Source organism: Robertmurraya mesotrionivorans (assembly GCF_050971805.1).
Taxonomy (GTDB): Bacteria; Bacillota; Bacilli; order Bacillales; family Cytobacillaceae; genus Robertmurraya_A.
On record NZ_JBPCCH010000011.1, the window covers coordinates 11633 to 26815 of the forward strand.

12 protein-coding genes are annotated in these 15183 nt (G+C 39.3%); all 12 read left to right on the top strand.

Annotated elements, in window-relative coordinates; genetic code table 11:
* Window positions 1-92 precede the first annotated feature (92 nt).
* The 12 genes from ACRX5O_RS16620 (at window position 93) to ACRX5O_RS16675 (ending at window position 15156) form a co-directional block, all read left to right on the top strand.
* Window positions 93-1040 (top strand): VOC family protein, encoded by a 948-nt coding sequence (locus tag ACRX5O_RS16620; protein WP_433906952.1) that lies wholly within the window; start codon window positions 93-95, stop codon window positions 1038-1040.
* Window positions 1041-1066: 26 nt separating this feature from the next.
* Window positions 1067-2173, top strand: coding sequence for an alpha/beta hydrolase family protein (locus tag ACRX5O_RS16625; protein ID WP_433906953.1), 1107 nt, complete (start codon window positions 1067-1069; stop codon window positions 2171-2173).
* Window positions 2174-2188: 15 nt separating this feature from the next.
* Window positions 2189-3097: a fumarylacetoacetate hydrolase family protein gene (locus ACRX5O_RS16630; RefSeq protein WP_433906954.1), complete on the top strand. Its 909-nt coding sequence runs from the start codon at window positions 2189-2191 to the stop codon at window positions 3095-3097.
* Between the two features lie 19 nt (window positions 3098-3116).
* On the top strand, window positions 3117-3881 hold the full coding sequence (locus ACRX5O_RS16635; RefSeq protein WP_433906955.1) for a cyclase family protein: 765 nt from the start codon (window positions 3117-3119) through the stop codon (window positions 3879-3881).
* Window positions 3882-3927: 46 nt separating this feature from the next.
* Complete coding sequence (locus ACRX5O_RS16640; protein WP_433906956.1) at window positions 3928-5091, top strand: FAD-dependent oxidoreductase; 1164 nt, start codon at window positions 3928-3930, stop codon at window positions 5089-5091.
* 385 nt (window positions 5092-5476) lie between these two features.
* Complete coding sequence (locus tag ACRX5O_RS16645) at window positions 5477-6979, top strand: malate:quinone oxidoreductase (protein ID WP_433906957.1); 1503 nt, start codon at window positions 5477-5479, stop codon at window positions 6977-6979.
* Between the two features lie 647 nt (window positions 6980-7626).
* Window positions 7627-8796: a threonine ammonia-lyase gene (ilvA, locus tag ACRX5O_RS16650; RefSeq protein ID WP_433907061.1), complete on the top strand. Its 1170-nt coding sequence runs from the start codon at window positions 7627-7629 to the stop codon at window positions 8794-8796.
* 678 nt (window positions 8797-9474) lie between these two features.
* Window positions 9475-10422 (top strand): carbohydrate ABC transporter permease, encoded by a 948-nt coding sequence (locus tag ACRX5O_RS16655; RefSeq protein ID WP_391559799.1) that lies wholly within the window; start codon window positions 9475-9477, stop codon window positions 10420-10422.
* 2 nt (window positions 10423-10424) lie between these two features.
* The gene (locus tag ACRX5O_RS16660; protein WP_433906958.1) at window positions 10425-11258 is read left to right on the top strand and encodes a carbohydrate ABC transporter permease; all 834 of its coding nucleotides are present in this window, start codon (window positions 10425-10427) and stop codon (window positions 11256-11258) included.
* Between the two features lie 41 nt (window positions 11259-11299).
* Window positions 11300-12637, top strand: coding sequence for an ABC transporter substrate-binding protein (locus ACRX5O_RS16665; RefSeq protein ID WP_433906959.1), 1338 nt, complete (start codon window positions 11300-11302; stop codon window positions 12635-12637).
* Window positions 12638-12718: 81 nt separating this feature from the next.
* Window positions 12719-13834 (top strand): glycoside hydrolase family 88/105 protein, encoded by a 1116-nt coding sequence (locus ACRX5O_RS16670; protein WP_433906960.1) that lies wholly within the window; start codon window positions 12719-12721, stop codon window positions 13832-13834.
* Window positions 13835-13851: 17 nt separating this feature from the next.
* Window positions 13852-15156, top strand: a complete 1305-nt coding sequence (locus tag ACRX5O_RS16675; RefSeq protein WP_433906961.1) for a pectate lyase family protein — start codon at window positions 13852-13854, stop codon at window positions 15154-15156.
* The last annotated feature ends 27 nt before the right edge of the window (window positions 15157-15183 follow it).

Genomic DNA, 15183 nt, shown 5'->3' on the forward strand with positions numbered 1-15183 from the left:
AACGTTTTCAAAAATAAACCCCTCTATAATAAGGATAAATAAACCACTACTTAGTGGATAGTAAAACTACTACTGTTTTTGGAGGGAAAGTTATGTACAAAAATCCACATTATTTTTCTCATTTGGCTCATGTTGAATTAATTAGTCCGAAACTAGAGGAGTCGGCTGAATTCTTTAAAAATATTATTGGTCTTGAGGTATCCGATCGTACGGAAACCTCCGTGTATTTCCGGGCATGGGGAGAACACTATCACCACAGTTTAAAAATTACAGCAGGTGAAGAACCTGGATTAGGACATATTGGTTGGCGCGCAGATAGTCCTGCTGCTCTTGAGGAAGCTGCGGCTCATATTGAGAAGCTAGGACTAGGAAAAGGCTGGATTGAAGGAGATCTGGGTCATGGCCGGGCCTACCAATTCACTTCTCCAGATGGACATTTAGAAGAGATTTTTTGGGATGTAGAGATGTATGAAGCTCCTCCAGTATTAAAGAGCAAGTGGAGAAATCGTCCGCAAAAAAATCCTGGTCGAGGTATTTCACCACGTCGTATCGATCATATCACTCTGCACAGCAATGATGTCACAAAGGATCGGGAATTCTATCAAAACATTGGATTCCGTTATAATGAAGGAATTTTCTTGGATGCAAACGAGCCTGGAAGTCCAGAAATTGGTGCATGGCTTTCTGTTACTAATCTTTCTCATGATATAGCATTCTTGAAATCTCATACTGGAAAACCAGGTGGATTTAATCATGTTTGTTATGCGGTAGAAAGTAGAGAAGAGGTCTTATTAGCTGCTGATCACATTGTTGAGAACGGATACAACCTAGCGATGGGTGGACCGACACGACATGCACTTGCAGAAGGTTTTTTCTTTTATGTTGATGAACCAGGTGGAAACAGATTTGAATTATATGCAGGAGCACATCTCGTGTTTGCACCTGATTTTGGTCCATATAGATGGAGTCTTTCAGAGAACCCGAACGATGCTTGGGGCAGAGAAATGCCGTGGGATGCATCGGGGAAAATTATTAAATAAGAGCAATAGTGAGGGGATGTACTACAATGTGGCACTTTTTTCCGGATAATTATATGTGGTCCTACCAAGTGGTAAGAATGATTAGTCAATCCTATTTTGGCGGTGGTGAGGTAAATGAAATTCTTGACGCTGCTAGCCGAATGAAGGTAGGAGATTTTGAAAGCTTCCATCAAGAATGGATTAGACTTGGAAATAAAGCTTTAACAACAGCAAATGACGCGATGGATAAAGGATATAAGGAAACAGCTCGATCAGGTTATTTACGTGCAGCAAACTATTATCGATGCTCTGAGTTTTTCCTTCAGCCTGATGACAATAGAAAACTACCAACCTATTTAAAAGCAGTAGATTCATTCCGAAAGGGAGGGGAGTTATTACCAAATTCCCCAAAGGCGATTAACATTCCATTTGAACATGCTGTTCTTCCAGGATATTATTTTGAAGCACCTGGACAGAAGAAAGGTCCATTAATGATTATGTTTGGTGGTCTTGATTCAACTGCTGAAGAGCTATATTACGGTCCAGCTCAATTACTGAATGAAAGAGGAATCTCGCTTTTAGCAATAGATGGACCAGGGCAAGGAGGCGCTCTTCGTCTCCATCATATTCATTCTCGCCATGACTATAATCTTGCGGGAACTGCTGCGTATGAATGGGCCGTGGAAAACCTGGAGGTAGACCCGAATCGAATTGGAATTATGGCCGTCTCCATGGGAGGTTACATGGCTGCGAGATGTGCAGCGTTTGAACCGAGATTTAAAGCATGTGCAATTTGGGGAGCGGTGTATGACTATAACGATGTGTGGGCAAAACGGCCAGATCATCACCCGTTAGCGAAAATTCTCCAACACATATTTGGAGTAGAAGATATGCCTGCAGCAAGAGCAAAGCTGCAACACTACAACCTGAGGGGAGTAGCCGAGAAAATTCAGATGCCAACTTATATCGTACATGGGGAAGATGATCGACAAAACACCGTTGAGAATGCCCATAATGTATTTAATGATCTAACATGCCCTCGCTGGTTAAAAATCATCCCAGCAAGTAGTACGGGCTCATCTCATTGTCAGGTGGACAATATTACAGAAACGTACGCAATGTATGACTGGCTGAAGGAGCAACTAGCAAAATAATTAGGAGGGAAAGGAATGAAGTTTGTCACGTTTACCAATCGAGAACAACAACAAAGGGCTGGCATTCTGATGAATGATTCTGTGATTGATCTTAACCTTGCCTCTAATGGTGAACTACCAGAAACAATGGCAGATATGATTAAGAATCAATCCCTATATATACCGGTTGTTCAATCGTTACTAGAGACAAAAGATCTCCCTTCTATTAATCTAAAAAATATACAGCTAAATGCACCCCTACCAAATCCAACTAGTTTTCGGGACTTTGTGGCCTTTGAAACACATGTAAAGAATGCAACCAAGCGTTCGGGTGATACAGTGGCCCCTGAATGGTATGAAATGCCAATCTTCTACTTTTCTAATCCAAATGCCATGAAGGGTCCGGAGGAAGAAGTGAAACGACCTTCAAGATGTATACGCCTCGACTATGAACTTGAGCTTGCCTGTGTGATTGGTAAAGAAGGGAAAAATATAAAAGCGAGCGAGGCGGAAGATTATATTTTTGGCTATACCATATTAAATGACTGGTCTGCAAGAGACATTCAAATGAAAGAAATGAAAGTGTTATTAGGACCTGCAAAAGGGAAGGACTTTGCCACATCCATTGGTCCCTACATTGTAACAAAAGACGAATTGGAACCATATCGAGTGGGGCAACGATTTGATTTAGAGATGACGGCAAAGGTGAATGGGGAAGTTCTTTCTAAAGGAAATTTTAAAGATATTTATTATACCTTTGGTGATATGATCGAGCGAGCTTCCGAGGATGTGACTCTTTACCCTGGAGATATTATTGGTTCAGGCACAGTTGGATTTGGATGCCTGATGGAGCTAGGTACAGAGGTCCATCGCTGGCTAGAACCTGGCGATGAGGTAGAACTCACAATAACAGGCATTGGTTCTCTTGCAAATAAAATCATTTGAATATGGTTAGGGGGATCGTATGAGGAGAATAGTGGACCTGAGCGTATCAATTGAAGAGGATATAAAGGATCCTCTTCCTTTTTCCATTCGTTATGAAACACATGAGGAAGGAGCAGAGTTCGGAGCCAAATTAGTGGGCGTGACTCCAGACGATTTTCCTGAGAGGAAGGGATTGGCTGGAGAGTTCCTTTCTCTAACAAGTCATGCTGGTACTCATGTGGATGCCCCTTGGCATTACTGGCCCACTTCAGAAGGGAAACAGGCCCGTACCATTGATGAAATGCCACTCGAATGGTTTTTTAACGATGGAGTGGTCCTTAACTTCACAGATAAATCAGCTGGATATGCAGTAACGATTGCAGATTTACAAGAAAAGCTTAAGGAAATGGACTATCAGCTAAAGCCTTATGATATTGTAATGATTCGTTGTGATGCAGATAAAAAAAGATATGAACCTTCCTATAGCGAAATTCATGTTGGGGTAACGGCTGAAGCCACACTTTGGTTGATTGAGCAAGGAATAAAGGTGATGGGGACAGACGGATGGGGATGGGACACTCCTTTATCCATTCAGGCAGCTGATTATTTGAACAACCCACGTCCTGGGGTGTTATGGGCAGCCCATTTCGCAGGTAAGGAAAAAGAATATTGTCAAATTGAAAAACTAGCAAACTTAGATCAGCTGCCTTCGTTTGGATTTAAAGTGTCAGTGTTCCCGGTGAAAATTAAAGGAGCTAGTGCTGGTTGGACTAGGGCGGTAGCTATCATAGATGAAATGAAATGAAGGTGAAAGAAAAGTTACTAAATGAATATTGAGGAGGTCCTTAGCTATGACAAATCAATATGTAAAAAAAGTACTTATAGTTGGTGGTGGAATAAGCGGGTTAGCCGCTGCCATTGCACTTCACAAAATTGGTATTGAGGCCGAAATAGCTGAAAAACAATTAGAATGGGATGTGTACGGTGTTGGAATCATTCAACCGCCCAATGCTCTAAGGGCACTGAATGAAATTGGTTTAGCAGAAGCTTGCATGGAACAGGGAACGTCTTATTCTGGTTTTGATTATTATACTGGAACAGGTCACTTTATGTTCTATGGTCCGTCACCAACCATTCAAGGATACCCAGGAGTTAATGGGATTTCAAGAAAGAAATTGCATCATATTTTGATTCATGCTGTTCAAGAAATTGGAACAAAAATCTATATGGGAACTACGGTTAATCAACTAGACAACAAGGCAGACGGAGTCACAGTTGAGTTAAGCAATGGAATAACCGCAACCTATGATTTGGTAATAGGTTCGGATGGAAGTAATTCGAAGGTCCGGCAGTTGTTGTTTGGTGATATAACCCAGATATATAGTGGTCAGGGAGTTTGGCGATATACGCTTCCTAGACCCAAAGAAGTAGACAAAGGGTTATTCTATTATGGTCAAAAAGCCAAAGCTGGTTTAGTTCCCATGTCTGATGATGAAATGTATCTTCTAGTCACAACTCATGAACCCGATAATCCAAGATTTCCGAACGACCAATTACATGTATTGCTCCAGGAAAGGCTTACTGAATTTGGTGGAATCATAGCAGAAGCAAGAACCATGATTGTTGATCCATCACTTGTGGTATATCGCCCTATATTCAGTCACTTTGTTGAAGGTCCATGGTATAAAGGAAACGTTGTCCTTGTTGGAGACGCCGCACATGGTACAGCTCCGCATCTTGGGCAGGGGGCTTCTATCGCGATTGAAGATGTCATTGTGTTAGCAGATATATTAAAGCATGATTTAGACATTCAAGAAACCTTGAGAGTCTTTATGGATAAACGTTATGACCGATGTAAATTGATTGTCGATCATTCCAATCAATTGGTGGAGTGGGAATTACTTACTTGGAGCGGGAAAATGAATGACGGGGGAAGAATTGGTGCCTTCGTTAACGAAACATTGATAAAAATGAATGAACCCTTCTTAACAGAAGTAAATCGTCCTATTGGTTAAGAAATAAGCCTTTGCTATGTGCAAAGGCTTATTTTTAATGGGGTTGTCCCCCATATCAATAGTAGCTTGTCCTTTCATTACCAGTATCCTGAAATAATGATATGTTCAAACATTAATTAGTTCTTCACTGAATAAGTATGCGAATTAACTATATTGGAAGAAGCTAAAATAAGCTGAATTATTGCGTATTGCAAGGATTTATGGAAGAGGTTCTTATTTTTTTTTGCTTGAAATAATTTATAATTATCAGATAATACTAGATATTTTAATCTATAATTTATTATAATAGACTATAATAGGATTAGAAATTAGACAGAATAGGTGTGTTCATAAGTAGCGCTCACATCCTTTCTGCGAATTTAGGATATAGATAAGGAAGGTAAAAATGAGAAAAAGAGAAACTACATCAGACGTTTTCTTAATTGGTGCCGGAATCATGAGCGCTACGTTGGGAACACTTCTGAAAGAATTAGTACCAGAATGGGAAATTACAGTGTTTGAAAAGCTCTCGAAAACAGGAGAGGAAAGCTCGAACGAATGGAATAATGCGGGAACAGGGCATGCCGCACTGTGTGAGTTGAACTATACGGTTGAAAAACCGGATGGAACTGTAGATATTAGTAAAGCCATAAAGATTAATGAGCAGTTTCAAATTTCAATGCAGTTTTGGTCTTATCTTGTAAACAGCAGGCTGATACATAATCCACAGGATTTTATCATGCCACTGCCTCATATGAGTTTAGTGCAAGGAGAACAAAATATAGCTTTTTTAAAGAGGCGATTTGAAGCGTTGTCAAATAATCCATTATTCCAAGGAATGGAGTTTTCCAAGGATCCAAAAAAACTAATGGAATGGATTCCTCTTATTATGCAAGACCGATCAACCAATGAACCTATAGCTGCTACAAAAATCGACTCTGGAACGGATGTCAACTTTGGTGCGTTAACACGCATGCTGTTTGCCCATTTAGAGAGCAAAGATGTGCAAATAAACCATAACCATAGTGTGCTTGATATAAAACGTACTAACGATGGATTGTGGGAATTGAAAGTGCGGAATCTCGAAAGTGGTACGGTTGAACATCATACAGCCAAATTCGTCTTTATTGGAGGCGGAGGAGGAAGCCTTCATTTACTGCAGAAATCCGGTATTCCTGAAGGAAAACATATTGGAGGTTTCCCTGTAAGCGGAATTTTTATGGTCTGTAATAATCCAACTGTTGTAGAGCAACATCATGCAAAAGTATATGGAAAAGCGAAGGTTGGGGCTCCGCCAATGTCTGTACCGCATTTAGATACAAGATTTATTGACAATAAAAAATCCCTACTATTTGGACCGTTTGCTGGGTTCTCACCTAAGTTTTTAAAAACAGGTTCTGTATTTGATTTAGTAACTTCTGTAAAGCCGGATAATCTCTTAACGATGTTGGCTGCAGGTGCAAAAGAAATGTCTTTGACAAAGTACCTGATTCAACAAGTGATATTATCAAAGGAACAACGTATGGAAGAGTTACGTGAGTTTATCCCGAATGCCAAGAGCGAAGATTGGGATTTAGTAGTAGCAGGTCAACGTGTGCAAGTGATAAAGGACACAGAAGATGGAGGCAAAGGAACACTCCAATTTGGTACAGAAGTGATTACTGCTGAAGATGGTTCCATTGCAGCATTACTAGGAGCTTCTCCGGGTGCTTCTACTGCCGTTCACGTCATGCTAGAGATCATCAAAAAGTGCTTCCCGCAACATATAAATGAATGGGAACCGAAAATCAAAGAAATGATCCCTTCTTATGGTCTGTCACTAATGGAAAACCCAGACCTATTACGAAGAATTCATCACTCAACAGCAGAAACACTAGGTCTAGCCGAGAAAGAACCGGTTTTTAGTTAATAAATAAAAAAAGAACTTCCAATCAAAAATAGATTGGAAGTTTTTTTTTTAGAAGTCGATGGTAGCTATCTTTTATTAATTTGAATAAATGGACCTACAAAAATTTAACAACACAGGAAGAAAACATATGTTCGGTATGGTATAATAGAAAAGACAATAGCATAGTTGCAGGGTGGGGCGATTGAGCCTTCCTTATGGGAGGTGACAAGCGTGGATTTAGATTCAGCAATGTTCGTAATAGCATTGGTAACTCTAATCGTACTTTTAATTGATAAAATAAAAAAGTAAAACCCACCCTGTATCTTTGGCCGGAACAGGTGGGCTTTACTTTGTAAAGAAACCGTATTGTTGATCGCCAATCGTACATTCTGCGATTATGCATTGTTGAAGGTAAGCGTGTGTTCAAAGCACATGCTTATTTTTAATATATGGATGATCTCCCTTTATTATAGACTAATTTTAGTGAAAAATAAATTAATTATAATATAATCTAATACTTTCTTATAAGATTATGTGAAGGAATTTTAATGAGTTGTTAGTGTTAGTCCCTACATATTTCCAATAATGATGCACATCCTACTACTAAATAATAGGACCTAGGAGGAGTTACAGTGAACCTAGATAACATCATTATTGCCCGAGAGAAGATGAAGGGCATTGTGCATGAAACTCCTTTGGATTATTCCAAAACGTTTAGTGACCTTGCTCAAAATGAAGTGTTTTTAAAGTTAGAGAATCTTCAAAAGACTGGATCCTTTAAGGTGAGGGGCTCTTATAATAAGCTAATCTCTTTATCTGAAGAAGAATTAAAAAAAGGAGTGGTAGCTGCATCTGCTGGTAACCACGCTCAAGGTGTTGCCTATTCAAGTCAAATGCTAGGGATTCCATGTACGATTGTAATGCCAAAGGGAGCACCGCTCAGTAAAGTGCTTGCAACAAGGCAATACGGGGCAGAGGTAATATTAGAGGGAAATGTGTTTGATGAAGCGCTTGCTTTCGCTTTAGATCTGAACGAAAAAAGAGGTGCTACATTTATTCACGCCTTTGATGATGAGGCGGTCATCACGGGGCAAGGAACAGTGGGGCTAGAGATTCTTGATCAGCTTCCTGAAGTAGAGGCGGTTATATGTCCGGTTGGCGGTGGGGGGCTGATAGCTGGTGTCGCAATGGCTGTGAAGGAAAAAAATCCTAATATTGCTGTATATGGTGTTCAAACCATGGCGTGTCCTAGTATGAAGCAATCTTTAATGGAACAGAAGCCCGTTGCCATTAAATCTGCACCAACAATGGCAGATGGAATTGCTGTACAAAAACCGGGAGCGAGCAATTTCGAAATTGTGAAAAAATATGTAGACGATATCGTGTGTGTGGACGAAATGGAAATTGCACGGACGATGCTCTTGCTTTTAGAAAGAAATAAATTACTAGTTGAGGGGTCAGGGGCTAGTTCTCTTGCCGCATTATTGTATAAAAAAATAAATATAACAAATAAAAAGGTGGCAGCTGTTTTAAGTGGGGGCAATGTCAATGTTCATTTTATATCTAGGATTATTGAACGTGGACTTGTTGAGTCAGGAAGGTACGCGAACTTTTCCATCATTTTAAAAGATAAGCCTGGAGAGCTTCAACGGGTGGTCAGCTCGATAACGGAATTAGATGCCAATATTCAAGATGTTCATCTCCATCATATGGGGAAGAATATCTATCCTGGCTACGCACAACTCGATCTTTCAGTTGAAACAAAAAATAATGAGCATATCGAAGAGCTGTTTAGTGTTTTAAAAGAGAAAGAGATTCAAGTAACGATGGAATCATAAGAATGTTCATAGAAAATCAAGTGAAAGTAATACGTAAAACGGTCTATCCTTTTTGTTACGGGTTCGGTTTTCGAGTACAAAAACTATTGGGGATAGATGTGCTGAAAGTGGTAGGTAGGTTTTTGGATATTCAAGTTAGAAAGACAAGTTATCTGAAAGAAAAGACACTGTTGTTATTGTTGACTTTTTCGAGGAGGTATTGGAATTCATAGGCGGAGAAATTCCGGTTAATGTGCTTAGTAGGACTCAAGAAGCAGATATAAGCGGATATATTCCGATTAACTTCTATATATATACCTAAATCTAAAGATTAGGTTCATATAAGCGGAAAAACTCCGCTTATTTTGTTGGAAATGTTGGTATTTCCCAAAATAAACGGAATTTCTCCGTTTATTTTTCAAACTTAGTGAAAACAATGTATAAAATGCTTGGAGACACAATGTTCCAAGCATTTTTGCTTATCAAATTTCCTGTAATTTAAGTGTGAATTACCGTTTAAATAGCAAGGTTAGTTCTAATTTTGTACTTCAAAACCGAACTACTTATCCTTTTTGTGATAGACTTTTTTGATTCATATGTTAAAAACATCTAAAAATATCAAATATTTATCTAAAGATTTTGAATTCTTAGTGTAAGCGTTTTCGTATAGAATGAAAACAAGAAAGGAGGAGCGAATCTATGAATCTTCGACAAGAAGTAGAATTGGACATTGTTCCTGCGGAAGAAAAAGGACCTAGAAAAAAATTAAAGCTTAAAAACGTGGTTCCTTATTTGTTTATTTTACCTTCAACTTTGATGATTGCTATATTTTTATTTTACCCTATTGGGACGGTATTTTATTATAGCTTACAAAATTACGATGTGTCGGCTCCATTTTATAACGGATTTGCGGGACTAGAAAACTTTAAAAAAATCTTTACTCAGGATAAATTGTTCTTCCCTAGTCTATGGATCTCTTTTAAATGGGTGGTTTCACAAGTAGGCTTGCAGCTCATTTTTGGATTATCGGCAGCCCTTCTCCTCAATCAAAAGTTTAAATTTAGGGGAATGGTGAGAGCGGCGGCATTTATTCCTTGGGCCATTTCGGGCGTGCTGGCTTCTGTTATGTGGTCATTAATGTTTAATGAGCATATGGGAGTAATCAACGATATCCTTTTAAGACTAGGTGTGATTAGTGAAAGTAAGGCGTGGTTAGCAGACAGTACAACAGCCTTTATTTCAGTTATCATTGCTGAGCTTTGGAGAGGGATTCCGTTCTTCGCCATCACACTACTCGCAGCACTTCAAAGTATACCTGAAGAACTTTATGAAGCAGCTAAAGTTGATGGGGCAGGACGCGTCAAGTCCTTTTGGTTCGTAACTTTACCACAATTGAAAAACACAATCGTTTTAACGACATTGCTTCGTGTGATTTGGGAATTTAATAATGTCGATCTTCTTTTCAACCTAACAGGTGGAGGACCAGCTCATAGTACGACAACATTAACGATGTACATTGCAGAACAAGCTGTTCATGGAAGTAACTTTGGTTATGGGTCGGCCTTAACAGTTGTAGCCTTTGGTATACTTTTCATATTCGCAGCTGTCTATTTACGAATAACTAGATTTGAAAGAGAGGAGAATTAAACATGAATAATCAAAAAAAACTTGACCGATTACTAACCTTTAACCTACCCGTACTGGTTATGCTTGTTTTCACTCTCTTTCCACTCTATTGGACTATCAACACGGCATTTAAGCAGGAAGGGGACATTATTAAGCGGCCACTAGGGTATATCCCCGCATCTCCAACACTTGAAAATTTTGTTACTGCTTGGACGAATGTAGGCTTTTCAACGTACTTTAAAAATAGTTTAATAGTTGGTATATCTACTGTATGTATCGTTTTGGTTTTATCCACGCTCTCCGGATATGCGTTAAGCAGATATAAGTTTAAAGGAAAACGACCTTTTCTCTTGATGCTTCTATGTACACAGTTCATTCCAAGATCTATGCTCATTATTCCATTGTTTCTCATCTTTAAAAATATGGGGCTAATTAGTAACCCGCTTTCGTTAATTATTACGTATGTTGCGGTAGAAATTCCATTTACAACGGTCTTAATGAACGGCTTTATTTCGAATGTTCCTCGTGAACTGGAGGAAGCAGCCATGATTGATGGATGCAATCGACTACAGGCCATTCGATATGTCATCTTTCCATTGTTAGTTCCTGGAATTGTGGCAACTAGTGTGTTTACTTTTATTTATACATGGAACGAATTTTTACTAGCCTTGATGCTGACAAATCAGCAGGAGAAATTCACCTTACCAATTGGACTCAGTTATATGATGGGTGAGTTTAATATCAACTATGGTGCTTTAGCGGCTGGAAGTGTAATCGCTTTAATTCCTGCAGTCATCCTGTTCGCCTTTGCTCAAAAGCATTTGGTTAATGGCATGGGTGGTGCAGTGAAAGGATAATTAAGGTAAAAAAGCTCATCAATATACAAGGGGGAGTATTTGTGTACAAAGGAATTTTGAAAACGATTGCGGTTTCTTCAATGGCCGCCATGCTAATGTTAGCCGGTTGTAGTTCTGGTGCAAGCAATGAACCATCTTCTTCAGAAAAGAAAACTGATCCAAATGAGAAAGTTACTTTAACGTTCTGGGATGAAAATGCGGGTCCACAAAGAACACCTATTTGGGAAGAGTTAATTAAAAGATTTGAAGAAGAAAATCTAAATATAGACGTTGAATATGTAGGATTACCTAAGGACTCGGCTAAAACAAAATATGATGCTTCCATTGCAGCAGAAGACACACCTGATGTGGGGAGCGTTCAAACAAGTTGGTTACCTGAGTTTGCGCTCAGAGAAGCGTTACTTCCATTAGATTCGTATTTTGACGATTGGGAGGATAAAGATAAGATCAATGCTGGTGCCATTGAGTTCAACAAGGATATTGTATTTGATAATAAGCTGTACGGTATTCCTTATACTCAAAATCTAGATATTTTATGGGTACGACCTGACTGGTTTAGTGAAAAAGGGACAAAGGTTCCTGAAAACTGGGATGAATTTTTTACTGCGATTGAAGAACAAACCGACAAGTCTAATAACCGCTACGGGTACACTATTCGTGGAGGTGCAGGTGGATCCTTCCAGCTACAACGTCTCATGTATGCTTACTCAGGTGAAGAAAATTATATTGAAGACGGAAAAAGTACGATTAATAGCAAAGAACATGCAGAGTTTTTGAAGAAGTATTTTGCTCTATATAAGGAGTACACTCCTCAAAGTGATATTACAAATGGATATAAAGAAATGATTGCTGGCTTTGATACAGGAGCTGTAGCAATGGTTCAGCACAATATTGGTTCGTATGGTGAGCACAATGAAGCATTAGAAACAAGTCAATTCCAGGCAATCCCACTGCCAAAAACGGCTGATGGTAAGTATGTAGCTGAAGGTGGGAATACCATTGGCATAAGTGTGTTTAAAAACACAGAACATCCAGACGAGGCGTGGAAGCTTGCGGCATTCCTTAACTCAAAGGAAAGTCAATCATATTGGAACCAACAGGTTGGCCAAATTCCAACGAACTCCGATGTACTAGATGAAGAATGGGTAAAGAATTCTCCACATATTCAAACGGCATTCAGTGTGTATGACAATCCAGAAACAATTCTTTACAAGCCACCGTTCTATCTGCCTGAGTACAGATCCATTCTCGATACGATTGTGGATCCAGGAACACAAGCAGTTATGAGTGGAAAGATGACTGTTGAAGAATTTTTAGATGAATGGGCAACTGCAATTGAAGAGGCACAGAAAAAATATGATGAGCATTTTAAACAATAGCCATTAATAATCAGTTGTTAAAAATAAAGCCGTCTAGAACACTCTTCCAGACGGCTTTAATAGCTTAAAGGAGGCGTAAAAATGAGCAATTCAGAAACAAAATTATCAATAGTTACCCCAGATGTGGCATTAGAAATGGCAGAAAAAGCAGCGAAAACCGTGATGAATACCTTCTCCACACAGGAGCTCCCACCTGCAAACGAATGGCATTACCATCAAGGTGTGTATCTTTACGGACTTCAACGAATTTGGGAAAAGACAGGGAATCAGGAGTATTTTCAGTACTTAAAAGGATATATCGATAATCTTGTAGATGATGAGGGGAATTTCTTGTTTGAGCGGGATCAGTTGGACTCTATTCAAGTAGGCATCCTATTATATCCTTTACTTTCAGCAACGAGTAATCCTAAGTATAGAAAAGCAGCAGATAAATTAAGAGGTTTGTATTTTACACTTAATCAAACAAAAGAAGGAGGCTTTTGGCATAAGGACAAATACCGGTATCAAATGTGGCTAGATGGTTTATTTATGGCAGGTCCTTTTGCATTAATGTACCAGCAATCTTTTCATGAACTAGGGTTAGATGAAATGGTACTCTTTCAAGAAAAGCTGATGAGAAAAAACATGAAGGACACGAAGTCGGGTCTTCTTTATCATGCCTATGATGAAAGCAGACGTATGCCATGGGCTAATGAAGATACGGGTTGCTCTCCTGAGTTTTGGGGCCGATCAGTTGGATGGTATGGTACAGCACTGATTGATATTCTCGATCTTTTACCGGAAGATCATCAGGGGAGAGGAGAACTTATTCAATCATTACAGAGTTTAATAGAAAGCTTGGTGAAGTACCAAGATTCACAGACAGGATTATGGTATCAAATCGTCGATAAAGGAATGGAGGAGGATAATTGGTTAGAATCTTCCTGTTCCAGTTTGTTCATTTATACAATTGCAAGGGCCGTTGAGAAGGGATATATCAGTAACAACCAACTAGAAGTGGCAGTAAGAGGCTATCAAGGGTTATTGCATCACATGATTGAGGTTGAAGGCGAAAAGCTAACGATGAAAGGAATTTGTATCGGTACATCTGCTGGAGTGTACGATTACTATGTTTCTCGACCTGTTTCTGAAAATGATTTGCACGGTGTGGGGGCATTTATTTTAGCAAGCATGGCACTTGAAAAAGTTCTTTCATAAAAAAGGAGAGTGATAGAATGAAAAAATGGGTTAGTAGTTTATTCGCAGTCTCTTTAATGGCAATGAGTTTATCTCCCGTCTTTGCGTCTTCCCAAAAAATAGGTGAGGAGGTTCTTGCTCCTAGTGACGGGTGGGCAGCATACGGGGTAGGAACAACAGGAGGATCTCATGCGGATGATCAGCATATCTTTACGGTGACGAACAAAAAGGAACTGCTTCATGCTCTTGGGGGAGGCAAGGATCATACACCTAAAATCATCTATGTGGATGGAAGCATTGATTTTAATGTAGATGAAAATAACCACCCTATTGGCCCTGACTATTACGCTGATGAAGAATATGATTTTCAAGCTTACCTAGATGCCTATAACCCGGAAGCTTGGGGGTATGAAAATGAAGTGTCAGGTCCGCTTGAAGATGCACGAGCTCGAGCGCAGCAAAAGCAAAAGCAACAAGTGGTCGTTAACATCGGTTCTAACACTTCCATTATTGGACTTGGCGATGATGCGAAGATTCTTGGTGGAAGCTTTATTATGAGTAATGTTGAAAATATTATTATTCGTAATATCGAGTTTGAAGCACCGCGAGATTTCTTTCCCCAATGGGACCCAACTGATGGGGAATATGGAGAATGGAACTCCGAATATGACAATGTAACGATCACCAATGGTACCCATCATGTCTGGATTGACCACAATACGTTCAGTGATGGACAGTACCATGATAAGGATTCTGGGAAATATTTTGGGAGAACATATCAGCAGCACGACGGTCTTCTTGATGTAACCAATGGAGCAAACTATGTGACGATTTCCTACAATGTATTACAGGATCACGATAAAGTATCGCTTATTGGTTCAAGTGACAGTCGTACAAGTGACCGTGGCAAATTAAAGGTAACCCTTCATCATAACTATTACAAAAATTTAACTCAACGTCTCCCGAGGGTAAGGTACGGGGAAGTTCATGTATACAATAATTATTACGAGTTTAATAATAGTTCTGATTATCCTTTTGATTATGCGCTTGGAGTAGGAGTAGAATCAAAGATTTATGCAGAAAATAACTATTTTGCAGGTAATATTGATCCTGGTAAAATTATTAAAGATTGGAAGGGAACGTCCATATATGAAAGTGGTACCTTTGTTGAAGGAAAGAGTTTGGCTAATCAAGTGGACTTGGTACAAGCGTTTAACCAATCCCATACGGTGGAGTTGAATGAGAATGTGGGATGGAAGCCGAGTCTTTTTACGAACATTCATCCGACCCAAAGCGTACCTGCTTTAGTGAAAGCAAAAGCGGGTTCCGGAAAGCTAGAATAGGAGGATGAATAAGAGGGAACTCATAAT

Coding starts and splice junctions, on each gene's coding strand:
- ACRX5O_RS16655 (WP_391559799.1), top strand. CDS start 9,475: ATGAATCTTCGACAAGAAGTAGAATTGGACATTGTTCCTGCGGAAGAA.
- ACRX5O_RS16620 (WP_433906952.1), top strand. CDS start 93: ATGTACAAAAATCCACATTATTTTTCTCATTTGGCTCATGTTGAATTA.
- ACRX5O_RS16635 (WP_433906955.1), top strand. CDS start 3,117: ATGAGGAGAATAGTGGACCTGAGCGTATCAATTGAAGAGGATATAAAG.
- ACRX5O_RS16625 (WP_433906953.1), top strand. CDS start 1,067: ATGTGGCACTTTTTTCCGGATAATTATATGTGGTCCTACCAAGTGGTA.
- ACRX5O_RS16675 (WP_433906961.1), top strand. CDS start 13,852: ATGAAAAAATGGGTTAGTAGTTTATTCGCAGTCTCTTTAATGGCAATG.
- ACRX5O_RS16645 (WP_433906957.1), top strand. CDS start 5,477: ATGAGAAAAAGAGAAACTACATCAGACGTTTTCTTAATTGGTGCCGGA.
- ACRX5O_RS16630 (WP_433906954.1), top strand. CDS start 2,189: ATGAAGTTTGTCACGTTTACCAATCGAGAACAACAACAAAGGGCTGGC.
- ilvA (WP_433907061.1), top strand. CDS start 7,627: ATGAAGGGCATTGTGCATGAAACTCCTTTGGATTATTCCAAAACGTTT.
- ACRX5O_RS16670 (WP_433906960.1), top strand. CDS start 12,719: ATGAGCAATTCAGAAACAAAATTATCAATAGTTACCCCAGATGTGGCA.
- ACRX5O_RS16660 (WP_433906958.1), top strand. CDS start 10,425: ATGAATAATCAAAAAAAACTTGACCGATTACTAACCTTTAACCTACCC.
- ACRX5O_RS16640 (WP_433906956.1), top strand. CDS start 3,928: ATGACAAATCAATATGTAAAAAAAGTACTTATAGTTGGTGGTGGAATA.